The organism is Petralouisia muris, from assembly GCF_004793545.1.
In the GTDB taxonomy this organism is placed as follows: domain Bacteria; phylum Bacillota; class Clostridia; order Lachnospirales; family Lachnospiraceae; genus Petralouisia; species Petralouisia muris.
The window spans coordinates 66677-83377 of record NZ_SRYA01000023.1 but is presented as its reverse complement, the minus strand read 5'-3'; the positions used below and the strand labels follow the sequence as shown (position 1 = coordinate 83377).

General features: G+C 46.3%; 15 protein-coding genes. All 15 read left to right on the top strand.

What is annotated here, in order from left to right; genetic code table 11:
• Positions 1 to 2025 (top strand): Ig-like domain-containing protein (locus E5329_RS12985; RefSeq protein WP_135989945.1); only part of this gene is annotated, 2025 nt, incomplete at its 5' end.
• Positions 2026 to 2230: 205 nt separating this feature from the next.
• Positions 2231 to 2425 (top strand): hypothetical protein, encoded by a 195-nt coding sequence (locus E5329_RS12980; RefSeq protein WP_135989944.1) that lies wholly within the window; start codon positions 2231 to 2233, stop codon positions 2423 to 2425.
• A gap of 104 nt (positions 2426 to 2529) precedes the next feature.
• Positions 2530 to 4119 (top strand): AAA family ATPase, encoded by a 1590-nt coding sequence (locus tag E5329_RS12975; protein ID WP_135989943.1) that lies wholly within the window; start codon positions 2530 to 2532, stop codon positions 4117 to 4119.
• 56 nt (positions 4120 to 4175) lie between these two features.
• The gene (locus E5329_RS12970; protein ID WP_135989942.1) at positions 4176 to 5324 is read left to right on the top strand and encodes an aldo/keto reductase; all 1149 of its coding nucleotides are present in this window, start codon (positions 4176 to 4178) and stop codon (positions 5322 to 5324) included.
• 233 nt (positions 5325 to 5557) lie between these two features.
• A complete protein-coding gene (locus E5329_RS12965; protein ID WP_135989941.1) occupies positions 5558 to 6223 on the top strand; it encodes a response regulator transcription factor in 666 nt (221 codons plus the stop codon).
• Positions 6211 to 7410 (top strand): sensor histidine kinase, encoded by a 1200-nt coding sequence (locus E5329_RS12960; RefSeq protein ID WP_135989940.1) that lies wholly within the window; start codon positions 6211 to 6213, stop codon positions 7408 to 7410. The genes E5329_RS12965 and E5329_RS12960 overlap by 13 nt, the downstream gene beginning before the upstream one ends.
• 93 nt (positions 7411 to 7503) lie before the next feature.
• Entirely contained in the window at positions 7504 to 8385 is an 882-nt protein-coding gene (locus E5329_RS12955; RefSeq protein WP_135989939.1) for an ABC transporter ATP-binding protein, read from the top strand.
• Between the two features lie 12 nt (positions 8386 to 8397).
• A complete protein-coding gene (locus tag E5329_RS12950) occupies positions 8398 to 9642 on the top strand; it encodes a hypothetical protein (protein ID WP_135989938.1) in 1245 nt (414 codons plus the stop codon).
• Positions 9614 to 10234, top strand: coding sequence for a hypothetical protein (locus E5329_RS12945; RefSeq protein ID WP_135989937.1), 621 nt, complete (start codon positions 9614 to 9616; stop codon positions 10232 to 10234). The genes E5329_RS12950 and E5329_RS12945 overlap by 29 nt, the downstream gene beginning before the upstream one ends.
• 128 nt (positions 10235 to 10362) lie before the next feature.
• A complete protein-coding gene (locus E5329_RS12940) occupies positions 10363 to 11430 on the top strand; it encodes a pyridoxal phosphate-dependent aminotransferase (protein WP_330572153.1) in 1068 nt (355 codons plus the stop codon).
• Between the two features lie 125 nt (positions 11431 to 11555).
• The gene (locus E5329_RS12935; protein ID WP_135989936.1) at positions 11556 to 13271 is read left to right on the top strand and encodes a methyl-accepting chemotaxis protein; all 1716 of its coding nucleotides are present in this window, start codon (positions 11556 to 11558) and stop codon (positions 13269 to 13271) included.
• Between the two features lie 76 nt (positions 13272 to 13347).
• Positions 13348 to 14886 carry a cobyric acid synthase gene (locus E5329_RS12930; RefSeq protein ID WP_135989935.1) on the top strand — a complete coding sequence of 513 codons (1539 nt, stop codon included), beginning with the start codon at positions 13348 to 13350 and terminating at the stop codon, positions 14884 to 14886.
• Positions 14883 to 15473, top strand: coding sequence for a cob(I)yrinic acid a,c-diamide adenosyltransferase (locus E5329_RS12925; RefSeq protein WP_135989934.1), 591 nt, complete (start codon positions 14883 to 14885; stop codon positions 15471 to 15473). The genes E5329_RS12930 and E5329_RS12925 overlap by 4 nt, the downstream gene beginning before the upstream one ends.
• Positions 15474 to 15517: 44 nt before the next feature.
• Complete coding sequence (locus E5329_RS12920) at positions 15518 to 16153, top strand: precorrin-8X methylmutase (RefSeq protein ID WP_135989933.1); 636 nt, start codon at positions 15518 to 15520, stop codon at positions 16151 to 16153.
• Between the two features lie 80 nt (positions 16154 to 16233).
• A complete protein-coding gene (locus tag E5329_RS12915; protein WP_135989932.1) occupies positions 16234 to 16695 on the top strand; it encodes a precorrin-2 dehydrogenase/sirohydrochlorin ferrochelatase family protein in 462 nt (153 codons plus the stop codon).
• Positions 16696 to 16701 lie beyond the last annotated feature (6 nt).

Sequence of the window (16701 nt, the reverse complement as noted above, 5' to 3'; positions counted from 1 at the left end):
CTCCATAATTATATGATACCAAATATTCATCCGGAACACCATAGGCATTGTCGATATTTAACCGCCAAAGTAATATCAGGTATGGAGGAGAAGAAAGGACAGTACGATCAGGCAGAACTTTCCTTAACATATATTACATTCCGAAAAGAGTCGGAGATAGGAAAGAAAGCTGTTTTGCAGGCGGCAGTGGTGGAAGATACAGAATGGAGTGAAACAGAACTTAGTTGGAATAATAGACCAACTTTTACTGTTGAGGAAAATGCAGTAAGGAAGTCTCAGGAATATGAGTTAGGGGAAGAATGGGCAAAAGATAAAAATGATAAACCGAAAAAGGATTTCCCTATTAACGGAAGCCCGATAAATATTGATATTACAGATTTTATCAATGCTGCTTTGGAGAAGAATACAAAGTCATTAACATTAGCGGTAAATGATTCTGCAGGATTGGAGCACTATTTTGTCAGCAGGGAAGGCGCCCTTGGCACAGACGGTAAAGGTACGGGGAAATATGAGAAAGCCACATCAGATATGGCTCCGGCAATTCTTCTGAACGTGCCTCAGCAGCCTGAAGTCAAAGGTCCGGCGACCATGAGACTGCAGGAAGGGTATGCATCAGCAGAAACAGACAGTTTTGCCGTTTTGGGCTTTGAGAATCCAATAGTAGAATTATCTGGAAATACTGGTGGTGGAAAGATTACTTGGGATCATACAACCCATCAGTTAAAAATAGCGGAGGGAATTGCAAAGGGGGAATATACTGTAACTATTACAGCGTCTGAGAGTGAGGGAAAAAAGACAGGGAACTGCAATTTTACATTAATTGTAACGGAAGATGTTAAAGCAGAACTTAGGGAATTGTATCTTGCTAAAAAAGAGCTGCTTCCTGTCACATATACCAGTGCAAGTTGGCTCGGATTTCAGTCTGCTTTGACCGTGGCGGAAAATGTATTAAAGAAAGAAAATGTTTCAGCAGAACAGGCAAAAGAAGCGTTTGACAGACTTGTTGCAGCAGAAAAAGGATTGGTTACACTGGATTCTGTTCGTCAGGGTGCGCTGGATACCTATAAAATAGAAGAAAGCAATAAGGATTTCTATACAGAAGGAAGTTGGAATGCATATTGGACAGCATATCAAGCAGTGCAGAACCTGGGGAGTGGGTATACGGAAGAACAGTTGAATACAGCTATTGAGGCATTGCAGGATGCACACCAAAAATTAGAAGAGAAGGAAAACCCGGTTCCTAGTCCGGAGCCAAACCCAGGGCCAAACCCGGAGGAATTAAAAGCTGCAATAGACCAGGCGGCTAAGGATTATACTGTGGCAGACAGCGAGAAAGAAAAATATACCAAGGAAAGTTGGGATGCTTACCAAAAAGCTTGTCAGGCTTTGCTGGATTTGCAGAAGAAAGGAAGTTATTCAGAAACAGAGGTAAATCAGGCTATTGAAGCGTTGAAAAAAGCTTATCAGGAATTAAAGAAAGTGAATACACAGGTTTCGAATCAGATAAAGGTAAACGGAATAACTTTGGATGGCTCTATAAAGCAACTGGCCAAAGGAAAGACGGTTCAGCTCAAAGCGGTTGTGGCTCCGGCCAATGCGGCAGATAAAAGCTTGGAATGGACTTCTTCTAAAGAAGCAGTCGCTTCAGTGGATGATAAAGGACTGGTAACCGCCAGAGGAAAAGGGACTGCAGTCATCAGAGCATCAGCCAAAGACGGTTCCGGAATATCAGGAACTTATCAGATTATTGTGGTAAATCATGCGATAAAGAAAATCGTCATAAAGAGCGATAGCAAAAAAATTGCAGCTGGGAAGAAAATTGCGTTAAAAACCTCAGTGTCTGTTACTGGAAAGGATGTCAATAAAACATTAGTTTGGACCACTTCCAATAAAAAATATGCAGCGGTAAGTACAAAAGGCGTAGTAACTGCCAAAAAAGCAGGAAAAGGTAAGACGGTAACAATCAAAGCAATGTCAATTGACGGAACTAATAAAAAGGCAAGTATAAAACTTAGAATAAAGTAAATATAACTGTGAAACAGGGCTGCTGCTCAGGAGTGTGTTTGAAAAATTATTCCCATCATTGTCGGGAAGCGTTTTTCTTGAACGCTTTAAGGAAAATTATGTGGGATGTGGGACATTTTATTAGTAAATACCATATCACATATTAAGAATCTTTCCTGCAGCAGCTCTTGTTGTTATAAAAAACAAATAGAAATGGAGATATTTTATGAATAAAAATATCAAATATTTATCCGTAGCAGATAAGATTTATCGGGTGACAGGCATCCAATGGCAACAGTTTTTGTTAGAAGCTGAATCCACAAATTTGTCTTTTACAGATGTTTTACAGGAGGAATTGTCAGATATTCTGTGTTTTGAGGAGTTTACCGTACGATTGATCAACAGAACCAGTACAGTTTAAAACTATTTTCCAATGCTTCTGTCCTAATATAATCCCATATTGCTAATTTGTTTCATTTCCCATATAATAAAGGATAAATGAAAATCAGATGGGAGGCGCCGCCTGTGGGAATTTATTTGAATCCAGGAAATAAAGGTTTTTGGAGATCTATCCGCTCCGATATTTATGTGGATAAGACAGAGATGATTGCAGATACAAACAGATGTTTAAATACCAGAGAGCAATTCATCTGCGTCAGCAGACCGCGCCGGTTCGGGAAATCCATGACGATTGAAATGCTTGCCGCCTATTACAGCCGCGGCTGTGATTCCGCTCAATTGTTCCGGGGATGTAAGATTGAGAAAAATAACAGTTTTTTGGAGCATTTAAATCAATATGATGTTATTTATTTGAATGTGCAGCAATTTTTAAGCGAAGCAGATTCTTTCACAATGATAGAGTATCTGGAACAGGAGGTTCTGGAAGAACTCCGGGAAGCCTACGGGGAGCTGCTCAAACGTCAGGATCTGGGACTAGCCGCCGCATTCCGGAAAATATATGCAAAGACAGGCCGGGAATTTATTTTTCTGATTGACGAATGGGACTGCGTAATGCGTGAAAAGAAGGATGCGGAAGGCCTGCAGAGACAGTATCTTGATTTTCTGCGCAATCTTTTAAAGGATAGGGAATATGTAGCCCTTGCCTATATGACAGGCGTCCTGCCTGTCAAGAAATACGGTTCCCACTCTGCTCTGAATATGTTCTGGGAATATTCCATGACAGACCAGAAAACATTAGAGGAGTACACTGGATTTACAGAAACGGAAGTGAAGGAACTGTGCGGGCGGTATGGAATGGATTTTGCAGAAATCAGCAGTTGGTATGACGGTTATGCCTTTCGGAAATTTCATCATATTTATAATCCAAGGTCTGTAGTGGAAGCAATGAAATGCGGGCATTGTTCCAGCTATTGGACCTCTACAGAAACCTATGAAGCGTTGAAAATCTATATGGAAATGGATTTTGACGGGCTCAGGCAGGATATTGTCCATATGCTTGGCGGCGGCCGCGTCAGAGTGAACGCGTTTAGTTTCCAGAATGATATGAAAACCTTCAAGACGAAGGATGATGTGCTTACGCTGCTGATTCATCTGGGATATTTGGGATATGATTCTGAGAAAAAAGAGACGTTTATTCCCAATCAAGAAATTCTCGGGGAATTTGAAAATGCCATGAGCGTAGGCGGCTGGCCGGAAGTGATGCGCATTCTTAAAGCATCGGAAAAGCTTTTGGAGGATACGCTTTTGGGAGATGAAGCAGGCGTTGCTCAAGGGCTCGATTTGGCTCATATGGAAGCGGCGTCAATTTTGACTTATAACGATGAGAATTCTCTTGCCTGCGCCATCGGCCTGGCTTACTACAGCGCAAGGAAGGATTACAGGCTGATCCGGGAACTTCCGGCCGGCCGCGGCTTTGCGGATATTGTTTTTCTGCCGCTGCCTTCCTGCGGGAAACCGGCGCTGATTGTGGAATTAAAATACGATAAGACAGCAAAGTCTGCCATACAGCAGATCAAAGACAGACAGTATTCCAAAGCCCTGGAAGGCTATGCAGGGGATATTTTGCTGGTGGGAATTAATTATGACAGGAATAAGGCAGACAGGCCTCACAGCTGTATTATCGAAAAATTGGCAAAGCCAGATATGCAATCATAACAAGACAGCATGAAAATCAGTGATTTAGAACTTGACAGAAGCAGGAGGAAAATAGTGTGAAATATCGTGAATTAGGAAACACAGGATTAAAGGTAAGTGAAATCGGACTGGGCTGCGAAGGCTTTGCCGAAAACGACTGCAAAGGAGCAAAGGAGCTTCTGGACGCAGCCGAAGAAGCAGGCGTTAATTATTTTGATTTGTATGCGTCCAATCCCCAGGTACGCACTGCAGTGGGCCTTGCGCTGGCAGGCAGAAGAAAGAAATTCATCATACAGGCTCACATCTGTTCGATATGGAAAGACGGTCAGTACAAACGGAGTCGGGAAATCGGTGAGGTACAGGCAGGATTTGAGGAACTTCTTGCCCAGCTTCAGACAGATTTTATTGATGTGGGAATGATCCATTATGTGGATTCTATGGAAGACTGGGAAAACATCTGCCAGGGGCCTGTAATGGAATATGTACAGGAATTGAAAAAATCTGGAAAAATTCTTCACATCGGGTTAAGCAGCCATAATCCCCAGGTAGCGTTAAAGGCCGTGGAAAGCGGACAGATTGAGGTCTTAATGTTCAGCGTCAATCCCTGTTATGACCTGCAGCCGGCAGGAGAGGATGTGGAAGAATTGTGGAATGACAAAAACTATGAGAAGCCGTTGGTGAATATGGATGCAGATCGGCAGAATTTGTATGAAACCTGCCAGAGAAAAGGCGTTGGCATTACAGTAATGAAGGCTTTCGGCGGCGGAGATTTGCTGGATGCTTCTTTATCCCCAGCAGGAAAAGCCCTGACTGTGGTTCAGTGTCTCCATTACGCCCTGACCCGGCCGGCAGTTGCAACCGTTCTGGCAGGCGCCCATTCCTTTGATCAGCTTCGGGAAAGCCTTTCCTACGAGACAGCTTTAGAAGAAGAGAAGGATTATGCGCTGGCGTTTGCCGCATTTCCCAATATAAGCTGGAGAGGCCATTGTATGTACTGCAGCCATTGCGCGCCCTGTCCCAAGCAGATAGATGTGGCGTCTGTCACAAAGTTTTTGAATCTGGCCAGAGCCCAGGGAAAAATGCCGGAGACGGTGCGGGAGCATTACGAAGGGCTGGAACGCCATGCAGGAGAATGTGTGCAGTGCGGGGTGTGTGAAACCAGATGTCCCTTTGAGGTATCCATTGTGGAAAATATGAAACAGGCCAGGGAATTGTTTGGAAAATAAACTCAGATTTCAGAAAGGAATTTGATTTTATGGGAATTTGTTTGAATCCGGGAAACAGAAGTTTTCAGATGTCTCTTAATTCTGCGATTTATATTGAACTTGTTGGAGGGGATCAATTATGATAGGGAAAACAAAAATAAGCCGCACAGCTGTGTGATAGAAAAGCGGTACACAAGGAAAACTTGATGTATAGTTCGGATTTTTTAGAACCAAATTCAGAAGTGGAGGCAAACATGAAGAAAATACTTGCAGCAGACGACGAACAGGATATCCGGAACCTTCTGAAAGAATCTCTGGAAATGGAAGGATATCTGGTCTACACGGCCAAAAATGGAATGGAAGCCATGGAGGGCTTAAAGCATCAGCCGGATTTGATTATCCTGGATGTGAATATGCCGGATTTGGACGGCTATACCGTCTGTGAAAAAATCCGGGATTATGTGGATTGCCCTATTCTCTTTCTCACTGCCCGCACCGAAGAACAGGACAGAGTGAACGGGTTTAAGGCAGGGGGAGACGATTACATTGTAAAGCCTTTCGGCATGGATGAACTGCTTGCCCGGGTAGAGGCCCATCTGCGCAGAGAAGCCCGCAGGCAGCAAAGCGGCAGCGTTTATATCAAGGGGGATTTGACGGTGGATTTTTCCGGACGTCAGGTGCTTCTGAAGGGAGAAGATGCGGGATTGACGAAAACAGAATTTTCCATTGTGGAACTGCTGATTTCTCACAGCGGGCAGGTATTTGAGAAGGAACAGATTTATGAGAGGGTCCGGGGCTTTGACGGGGAAGCGGACCCCTCGATTATTGCAGAGCATGTGCGCAGAATCCGCCAGAAAATTGACGGGGAAACAAAACATATTGAGACAGTCTGGGGAGTGGGCTACAAATGGATTGGTTAGAAGAGAAAACAGAACAGTTGCGGAAAATTTTGCAGGATAAGTCCCTAGTGCGGGCTTTGATCTGGTATCTGTGCATCAGTGCAGTTGGAGTGATCGCGGCGTATTGGATTACCAGAAATCTCTGTTTGGCGTGGATAGGGGTTTTAGAGAAACGGCAGAACCAGGCGCTTACAAACGTCTATTACTGGGACCCGCGGCTGCGGGCGTCTCTGGCGGAACAGGGAAACTGGGAAGATTTCTGTCTGAGGATTCTCAGATTTTTTTACCATTCCTGCCTGTACCTTTATATTCTGCTTGGCTTTGCCGCAGCAGGGAAGGTTTTTCTGGAAACCAGGATAAAGCCCCCGATTGCCGCCATTACCCGGGGGTTAAATTATATCAATATGGGAGATTACAGCCATGAAATTGTCTGGCAGGGCAAGGATGAGATGAGTCTGCTTTGCGGAGAAATGGAGCAGATGCGAAGAGAAATGCTGAAAAAGAAAAAGGATCAGTGGAGGCAGCAGGAGGAGCAGCGGAAAATCAATGCGGCCTTCGCCCACGATATCCGGACTCCTCTGACGGTCATCCGGGGGTATACGGAATTCCTGCAGAAATATGTGCCCGGCGGCCGTGTCACAGAAGATATGCTGATGGAGAAATTAAATACCATGCATGAGCAGGAGGAACGTCTGCTCCGCTTTTCTGAAACCATGACGACGATTCAGAACATTGAAAAACGAGAGCTTTCCTGCAGCTGGCACAGCAGCAGGCAGATAGCGGGGCAGTTGGAGGCGGTAATATATGGCATGAGGCAGAATGCAGGGCTTCAATTGATTCTGAATGCAGATTTGCCTGAAAAGGAATTGTTTCTGGATCTCAATCTTCTGATAGAGGTATTTGAAAATCTGCTGAGCAACGCATTGCGTTACGCAGTTCATACTGTTCAGGCAAAAGCCGTTTTAAAAGGAAGGGAGCTGACTGTTTTTGTCAAAGATGACGGACCCGGATTTTCAGAAAAGGCGTTGCGGATGGGAACGGAGGCGTATTTCAGCGAGGAGGAAAACAGCAGGGAGCATTTTGGCATTGGCCTGTCTATCTGCCGGATGCTGTGTGAAAGCCATGGGGGAAGCCTGTCTTTACAAAACAGTGTGGAACAGGGGGCCATTGCCGCTGCCGGGCTGGTGACGGGAGTGCGGAAATTGTGAAGGAAGGCCTTTGGAAAAAATATAGATTTATAGGAAATTCATAGATAAATTCTTGCTATATTGTCTTTCAGAGAAAGGAAGCGAGGAAGAATTATGGAAACCAGAATAGAAATCAAGGATTTATCGAAAAATTTTGGAAAGAAGCAGGCCCTGAAGCGCATCGATCTGCAGATCGATCAGGGGATGTTCGGCTTACTTGGCCCTAACGGAGCAGGGAAAACCACCTTGATGAAGGTGCTGACCACTCTGACAAAAAAGAGCAGCGGAGAGGTGACGCTTTGCAATATTCCGGTGGAGCAAAGCAGCCAGATCCGCAGAATCATCGGCTATCTGCCTCAGGAGTTTTCCATGTATGGGAATATGAGAGCTTACGAAGCGTTGGATTATCTTGCTGTGCTCTCCGGCATGAGTAAGCAGGAACGGGCCGAAAAAGTGCCGGAAATGCTTGAAAAGGTGAATCTGGGGGATCAGCATAAGACGAAAGTAAAAGCCATGTCCGGCGGCATGAAGCGCAGGCTTGGCATTGCCCAGGCGATCATCCACGATCCGAAAATTATCGTGGTGGATGAGCCCACAGCAGGGCTGGACCCGGAAGAGCGGGTGCGGTTTCGCAATTTGCTCTGTGAAATTGCCAAAGACAGGATTGTCCTGCTTTCTACCCATATTGTAGGAGACATCGAAGCCACCTGTGAAAATATTGCAGTGCTGAATCAGGGAGAAATCCTTTTCCGGGGAAAAGTGTCTCAGTTATTAGAGGCAGTCAAAGGAAAAGTTTATACGGCAGAGGTGTCTGCCATGGAGCTGCCTGCCATACAGGAAAAGTTTCTGGTGACAGGGATTTTGACAAGCGGCAGCAGCGCAACTATTAAAATCATTTCAGAAAAGCCTCCCATGAAGGGTGCAGGCCCGGCTGGAGCAGATGTGGAAGACGCCTATATGTATCTGATGCATCAGGCCCAGGGACACAGGGGATAGGAGGTGGATGGAATGTTTGGCGCACTATTTGTAAAAGAATGTAAACAGATTCTCAAAAGCATGGTATACTATATCTATGTGGCAGTATTTATGATATTTCTGTCCAGTCAGTTAAGCGGCGATTTGACTGACAGAATGGAAAAGCCTCTTCCAGATCAGGAAGGGTATGGAACTATTGTCAGCCATGAGCCTTCGGCAGTGATGGAAAAAATTCTGGCAGAGCTTGTAATGGAGACGGAACACAATTCTTACGCCACCTATCCTATGGGATTCTATAAAGGAGTTACGCTGAATCAGCGGGAGTTGGATGAGGTAATCGGCATTATTGAGACCTGTACAGGAAAATCCTGGGAAGAGCTGATGAAAGAGATGGCGGCTCATTTCAGTCAATATGATCGGACCACCGTTGAAGGAGCGATGGCGGCTCAGTCGGAATATTCCATTTTTGCGAAAGAATCATTAAATTATGATGCGTTTTGTGAAAATATGGAAAAAGTCTGCAGCATTATCGGAGCCGGAAGCTCTTACAGCAGGAAATCTATAGAGGGCGGGGTAAGCGTGCCTATGACATACGAACAGGCGGTGGAAGAATATGAAGCCCTCTGTGAGAAAGACAGGATTACTGGAGCTGTTTCCAGGCTGTTTTGTGATTATGCTGGAATTATCCTTTCCGTTCTTCCGATTTTCCTGGGAGTAACCCGGTGTCTTAGGGACAAGCGGGCTCAGGCTTCCCAGGTAGTGTTCGCCCATAAAGCCTCTGCCTTTCAGATCATCGGAAGCCGTTATCTGGCCAATGTGTTTATGGCCGCGCTTCCTGTGGTTGTCACCTCTTTTGTGATACAGACGCCTTACCAGTATCATTCCAATACGGTGGGAATTTCTCCGGATCTGCTGGCGTTTTTGAAGTACGATCTGATTTGGCTGCTGCCGGAAATCATGATTGTGCTGGCCGTATCCTTTTTTATTACAGAGCTGACAGAGAACGTGATTTCTATTTTTATCCAGGTGTTCTGGGCCATGGCAAGCCTGATGGGAGCCAGTGCGTTGACGGGGGATTTTTCCCTGAAACTGGTGGCGCGTTGGAACGCCTTCGGAAGAACCAGTGAATTCTGGCAGCAGAGACAGCAGCTCTTTTTAAACCGGGGGTTCTATTTTGGGCTGTCGCTGGCCTTTTTGGCCCTGACGGCATTGTTTTATGAGAAAAAACGCAGGGAAGGAGAGACGCTTTATGGAAAATTATTTAAGCGCAGGAAGTAGCTTTATCCGCAGGCAGTATGCGCCTCATTTGCTGCTGGCGCTGCTGGTTCTTCTGATGTCCGGTTTTTTTATCAGTTATCGGAATCTGGATGCTGGGCAGGCTGCGAAGGTGATGGAAATGTATGCGGCTTTCGGCGGGATTCTTCTGCTGACGCCTTTGTTTTTGCCGGAGCAGAACCGGGAAATCTGGCTGCTAAAACGATCCAAAGCCATGCCCTTGTGGAAGCTGTATCTGCTTCGCCTGCTGCTGGCCATGATGCTTCTGGCAGCTTGGGTTACTCTGTTTCTTGTGAGGATGCAGCAGGGAGGAAGCCAGTTTGCATGGGGAAAGTTGTGGGTTGGTTCTTTCAGTGAAATCCTCTTTTTGGGCGCCATCGGATTTTTTGTCAGCGGAATTACCAATCAGGTGGTTCTGGGATATATGGCGTCGGTGATTTATTTTATTGCAAATATCGGAGCAGCCAAACATTTGGGGAAATTTGCACTGTTTCAGATGATGAAAGGAAGCTATGAATTTGCCGCTGTGATGATGGGGGCGGCAGCGGTTCTCGGGGCGGGGGCGATCCTGCTTCGGGAGAAAGCCGGCAGATAGCGGTCAATGGAAATCCCAGATATCGAGACGCCCTGGCGGTAAAAAGATCCAGGGCTTGGGCGGCTGCCTGCAGGCTTCATAGACAAAAATATCAAATCCCTCGTCCGGGAGGGAAAGTACAGGAGGAAATGATGCACAAACATGGCGGAGATATTTATCAGTATCCTAATTTTATAGATTTTTCGGCGAATATTAATTTGTTGGGCGTGCCGCCGAATGTTTTAAATCAGGCGAAATCCGCCATGGATGGAATCCTTCACTACCCCCAGCCGGGCTGCGAAAGGCTGCGAAAGGCGATTTCTGAGATGGAACAGGTGGATATGGAGCAAATTATCTGCGGAAACGGTGCGGCAGAATTGATTTTTTCTCTGGCGCTGGCGGAAAAGCCGAAAAAGGCGCTGCTGTTTGCCCCTACGTTTCATGAATATGAGCAGGCCCTTAAGACTGTGGGCTGCGAAATCTGCTGGGAATATCTGGAGCCAGGACAGGGATTCCGGCTTTTGGAGCATAACCTTAGAAAGATTACCCCTGAGGTGGATATGGTGTTTTTGTGCAATCCCAACAATCCCACCGGAATTCTTACGGAAGCAGGAATGTTGAAGAGGCTGCTGGAACGGTGCAGGCAGGCGGGGGCGCTCCTTGCGGTGGATGAGTGCTTTTTGGATTTTGTCAGCCAGGAACAGGGGCAGCAGCCCCAAACCATCCCGGCTTCCTGCTCTGTAAAAAAATATTTAAAAGAATATCCCAACCTTTTTATTATAAAAGCTTTTACAAAAACTTTTGGAATGCCCGGACTCCGTCTGGGCTATGGCTTTTGCGGAGATGAAGCAAGGCTGGACCGGATAAGGGAAGCGACTCAGCCCTGGAATGTGTCGGTTCCCGCCCAGGAGGCAGGGATCGCCGCTGCCCGGGAAGAAGATTTTTTAAGAAGAACCAGACAGGCGGTGTCAGAGGAAAAGGCATATCTGCGAAATCGCCTTCCGGATGATTTGATCCAGATTTACGGCCATGCCGCAAACTTTATTTTTTTCCGCAGCAAAGCAGGGCTGGCTCAGGATTTGAAACAATATGGAATTCTGATACGGGACTGCAGTAATTTCAGAGGACTTGAGGAAGGCTGGTACCGGATTGCGGTGCGGACCAGAAGAGAAAATGAGCTTCTTGTAAAAGCATTGAAGAAAATTGAGAAAAAATAGATAGTAATTTGTTATTTTTTTGTTGAAATTGAACTAAAATTATTGACGGAAAAGGGAGAATGGGGTAGACTATAAATACAAAATACTATGTACAGACAAAAATAAAAAGGGTGGAGAAGAGGATTATGTTAGAAAAACTGAATAACCTGAAAATTCGGGAACGCCTGAAGAAATCATTTACTTTGATTTCAGTGATTATGGCAGTTGTGGCAGCCATTGGCGTAGTGATGCTGATTGTTATATCGAATCTGTATGGCGATGCGCTGACGAATTATGGATTTGCTCAGGGAGATGTAGGACGGGCTATGGCAAGCTTTGCAGATATCAGATCAGCATTGCGCGGAACAATAGGGTATGAAGAGCAGACAGCCATTGATGAAATGGTAGCGCAGCATGATAAGTGTAAAGCAGAATTTCTGGTTGAGTTTGCGGGTCTGGAAAGCACGATGGTTACAGATGCCAACAAAGCAATCTACAGTGAGATTAAGACAGAGCTGGAAACCTATTGGGTATTGGAGCAGGAGATTCTGGATCTGGGTGCAACCATTGACCAGGAGAAGTGCATTCAGGCCCAGGATATGGCAATGGATCAGCTGGCTCCTATGTACAATGAGATTTATGACGATCTGACAGAGATAATGGAGATTAAGGTGTCCAAGGGTTCTTCCTTGTCAAACAAGCTTTTCATATTAGGCATTGCATTAGTGGTTATCCTGGCTGTGGCAATTGTCGGATCAATCTTTCTTGCGCTTCATTTGGGCACGTCAATTGCAGAAAGCATTGCTGTTCCCATTGAACATTTGAAAGACCGCCTGGCTACCTTTGCAAAAGGAGATCTTTCTTCTCCGTTCCCAGAAGTGTCTGCACAGGATGAAATTGCAGAAATGACAGCCGTAGCCCGGGAAATGGCTACAACGCTGAATTTTGTTATTGCGGATGAAGAGCGTTTGCTGGGAGAAATGGCGAATTCCAATTATGATGTGCGTTCCGAAGACGGAACCAGATATACCGGAGATTTCGAGCAGATTCTTCATTCTATGCGTGAACTGAAGCGGCAGATGGCTGCTACGATTCAGTCCATTGACGAGGCGTCCACACAGGTTTCTGCCGGTTCCACCAATCTGGCGGAAGCGTCTCAGAGCCTTGCGGAGGGAGCGACAGAGCAGGCCGGCGCCGTAGAAGAAATGCAGGCAACGATTATGACCATTACAGATAATATTGAAATGGCTGCAGAGAAGGCGGAGGAATCTTATCAGTTAGCGCAGAAGTACGCAGATGAGGCAGACCGCAGCCGTGCGGAGATGGAAATGATGGTCGCTGCTATGGATCGTATTAATGAGGCTTCCCAGAAGATCGGAAATATTATTTCCGAGATTGAAGATATTGCGTCCCAGACCAATCTGCTTTCCCTGAACGCTTCGATTGAAGCGGCAAGAGCCGGTGAAGCAGGACGCGGATTCTCTGTAGTAGCGGATCAGATCCGTCAGCTTGCGGAGCAGAGTTCCACTGCAGCCGTAGAGACGCGGGAACTGATTGAGGGCGCAATCAGAGAAGTTTCTGAAGGCAATGAAGCGGCAGAACGGGCGTCCGAGGCAATTAGAACGGTTGTGGAAGGAATTGGAAAGATTGCATCTTCTTCCAGGGCAGTGAGCAGTACGGCAGCAGATCAGGCTGTTGCAATGAAACAGGCGGAGCAGGGAGTAAACCAGATTTCAGAAGTGGTACAGTCTAATTCCGCTACCGCAGAGCAATCTTCTGCAACCAGTCAGCAGTTGTCCGCACAGGCAATTTGTCTGGATGAACTGATTGGCAAGTTTATTTTGCCGTCAGATTTAGACTAATAAAGGATACATAACGGCCGGAGACTTTCAGGATGAAGGTCTCCGGTTTTTTCGAGAAGATGTGAAGAGGTGAAAGATGGGAAAATCAATTATGGTACAGGGCACCATGTCCAATGTGGGAAAAAGCTTGATTACGGCAGGGTTATGCAGAATTTTTAAACAGGACGGTTATAAAGCCGCACCCTTTAAGTCACAGAATATGGCGCTGAATTCTTTTATTACCAGGGAAGGGCTGGAAATGGGCCGCGCCCAGGTCATGCAGGCGGAAGCGGCAGGAATTGAGCCTTCGGTACTGATGAATCCAATCCTGTTAAAGCCCACCAATGATACAGGCTCCCAGGTGATTGTCAACGGGCAAGTGCTTGGAACCATGGGCGCCCGGGAATATTTTGCTTATAAAAAGCGGTTGATACCGGATATTCTGCGTTCCTATCAGGAATTGGAGCGGCAAAACGATATCATCGTCATTGAAGGGGCAGGATCTCCCGCAGAAATCAATTTAAAGCAGGATGAGCTTGTGAATATGGGAATGGCCAGGATGGCAAAGGCTCCGGTTCTGCTGGCAGGGGATATTGACCGGGGAGGGGTATTTGCTCAATTGGCAGGAACTTTGCAGCTGCTTACAGAAGAAGAGAAAAAATATGTCAAAGGAACCATTATCAACAAGTTTCGGGGAGATAAAAGCATTCTGGAGCCGGGAGTGGCAATGATAGAGGAAATCACCGGGGTTCCTGTGGTGGGAGTTACTCCTTACATGCAGGTGGATTTGGAGGAGGAAGACAGTTTGACCGAACGGTTTTCCCGGCCGGGAGGGAAGGGTCCCATTCAGATAGCGGTGATCAGGCTGCCAAGAATTTCTAATTTTACGGATTTTGCGGTGCTGGAATGCATGGAGCAGGTAAGTCTTTCCTATGTTTCAGCCGTCAATGAACTGGGAGAACCGGATATGATTCTTCTGCCTGGAACCAAAAATACCATGTCTGATTTAAAATGGCTCAGGGAAAGCGGCCTGGAACCGGCTATTTTGCGGGCGAAAGAGAGAGGATGTATTATTTTCGGCATTTGCGGAGGTTATCAAATGTTAGGAGAGCTGCTTTTAGACCCGTACCAGGTGGAGGAAGGCGGAAAGATGCGGGGCATGGGACTGCTTCCGGTGGAAACGACCTTTACAAAGGAAAAAACAAGAACCCGGGTTACCGGAGTCTTTGAAACGCTGACAGGGGCGCTGGCAGAATTGTCCGGAATGGAGCTGGAAGGCTATGAGATTCATATGGGACTTACCAAAAGCACGAAAGACGGCGGCAAAAAGGTTGCCAGGCTAGCGGTACAGGCCCAGTCGGAAGGCGCAGAGGAAGGCCAGCATCAGAAATCAGACGGCTGCCACCTTGAAAATGTCTATGGAACTTATGTCCACGGAATTTTTGACGGAGAGGGAATTGCCCAGGCTTTCGTGAAGATTTTGGCAAAGAAGAAAGGAATTGTTTTGGAGACGGCAGAAACAATGGATCGCTGGCAATACAAGGAAAAGCAGTATGATATTCTGGCGGATACGATGCGCCGCCATTTGAATATGGAGAAAATTTATGAGATTCTGGAACAAGGGGTGGAGGCATGAAGGGACAAAACAGCTCCGCAGACAGGAAACGTCTGATTCATATTTATGAAGGGGAAGGAAAGGGAAAAACCACGGCGGCAGTGGGGTTGGCAGTCCGCTTTGCCGGAACAGGCGGAAGCGTGCTGTTTGCTCAGTTTTTGAAGAAAAATAATTCCGGGGAATTAAAGATACTCCAGGAAATTCGGGAAGTGAGGCTGATGCTCTGTGAAAGAAGCTTTGGATTCACCTTTCAGATGTCGCCGGAGGAAAAGCAGGAAGCGGCAGCGTATTACAGCGGATATCTCCATGATGTGCTGGCGGCTGCACGGAGTATGGCGGACATGGAAACAGAAGGTGGAAACAAGGAAAAAACACAGGGAATTTTGCTGATTTTGGATGAAATTCTTGCGGCGTATCGCCAGAATATGGTGGATCGCCAGGAGCTTTTACATTTTCTGGAAGAAAAGCCAGAGAATCTGGAAATTGTTCTAACCGGGAGATATCCTGCGCCGGAATTGTCTGCCCTGGCAGATTATATCACTGTGATGGAGAAGAAAAAGCATCCCTATGATAAGGGGATTTCGGCAAGGCAGGGAATCGAATGGTAAGGGAAGTAAGAGATGAGAAAAAGAATTAGTACAGGAGGATAGAAATGAAAACAGAACTGGAACAGGTGCTGCCTGGAGAAATAGAAGCGCGCAGCTTTGAGATTATTACAGAAGAATTGGGCGGCAAAGAGATCGAAGAGAAGTACGCCCCAGTGATTAAACGGGTGATTCACACTACAGCGGATTTTGACTATGCAGAGAATCTGGCATTTTCTCCGGGCGTGCTGGAAATCGCCTTAGAGGCCCTTCGAAAGGGAGCCTGCATTGTAACCGACACTCAGATGGCAAAGGCGGGCATTAATAAGAAAGCCCTGCAGAGCCTTGGAATTGAAATTTTTAATTTTATGGCGGATGAAGATGTGGCAGAGGCGGCGAAAAAAAACGGGACCACCCGGGCGGTGGCCTGCATAGATAAGGCGGCAGCCTTAAACCGCCCTGTCATATTTGCAGTGGGAAATGCGCCTACTGCGCTGATCCGTATTTATGAACTGGTGCAGGAAGGAAAATTGAAGCCGGAACTGATTATCGGAGCTCCGGTGGGGTTTGTGAATGTGGTTCAGTCCAAGGAGATGATTCTTGAACTTTCTGTGCCTTATATCGTAGCAAAAGGGAGAAAAGGCGGCAGTAATGTGGCAGCGGCTATTGTGAATGCACTGCTCTATCTGATATGGGAACGATAACCGAAAGGAGAAGATAAGCCTTCAAAAAGAAATCAATAAAAGTTTATCTGATGTGGGAACGATAACCGAAAGGAGAGGATATGGGAGCTTATTTTCCGCTATTTATCAATATGGAGGGAAAACGGGTGCAGGTATTTGGCGGCGGAAAGATTGCCGCAAGGCGTGTGCTTACCCTTCTGGAGTTTGGGGCCAGGGTTAAGGTTACAGCGCCAATGATCTCTAAGGAATTGGAGAAGCTGGCAGAACAGGAGAATTCCCTGACCTTGGAATACCGCAGGTATCAAAGGGGAGAGCTTAAGGAAGTGGATTTGGTTCTTGCGGCCACCTGTGAGGATAAAGTGAATGATATGATTTTCATGGAGTGCCGCCAGAAAGAGATTCCGGTAAATGTGGCCTCTGATCAGGAAAAATGTGATTTTTACTTTCCGGGAGTTGCAAAAGAAGGAGAGATTACGGTGGGGGTGACTGCCGGCGGAAAGAACCACAAGAAAGCGAAAAAGGTAACGGAAAGAATCCGTGAATTGCTAAAAGAGATATGTTGAAAACCA

Bases quoted from the DNA above. Each gene is read 5' to 3' on its own strand.
- E5329_RS12925 (WP_135989934.1), top strand. From the start codon at position 14,883: ATGAAGGGACAAAACAGCTCCGCAGACAGGAAACGTCTGATTCATATT.
- E5329_RS12920 (WP_135989933.1), top strand. From the start codon at position 15,518: ATGAAAACAGAACTGGAACAGGTGCTGCCTGGAGAAATAGAAGCGCGC.
- E5329_RS12935 (WP_135989936.1), top strand. From the start codon at position 11,556: ATGTTAGAAAAACTGAATAACCTGAAAATTCGGGAACGCCTGAAGAAA.
- E5329_RS12930 (WP_135989935.1), top strand. From the start codon at position 13,348: ATGGGAAAATCAATTATGGTACAGGGCACCATGTCCAATGTGGGAAAA.
- E5329_RS12950 (WP_135989938.1), top strand. From the start codon at position 8,398: ATGTTTGGCGCACTATTTGTAAAAGAATGTAAACAGATTCTCAAAAGC.
- E5329_RS12915 (WP_135989932.1), top strand. From the start codon at position 16,234: ATGGGAGCTTATTTTCCGCTATTTATCAATATGGAGGGAAAACGGGTG.
- E5329_RS12960 (WP_135989940.1), top strand. From the start codon at position 6,211: ATGGATTGGTTAGAAGAGAAAACAGAACAGTTGCGGAAAATTTTGCAG.
- E5329_RS12980 (WP_135989944.1), top strand. From the start codon at position 2,231: ATGAATAAAAATATCAAATATTTATCCGTAGCAGATAAGATTTATCGG.
- E5329_RS12955 (WP_135989939.1), top strand. From the start codon at position 7,504: ATGGAAACCAGAATAGAAATCAAGGATTTATCGAAAAATTTTGGAAAG.
- E5329_RS12945 (WP_135989937.1), top strand. From the start codon at position 9,614: ATGGAAAATTATTTAAGCGCAGGAAGTAGCTTTATCCGCAGGCAGTAT.
- E5329_RS12940 (WP_330572153.1), top strand. From the start codon at position 10,363: ATGATGCACAAACATGGCGGAGATATTTATCAGTATCCTAATTTTATA.
- E5329_RS12965 (WP_135989941.1), top strand. From the start codon at position 5,558: ATGAAGAAAATACTTGCAGCAGACGACGAACAGGATATCCGGAACCTT.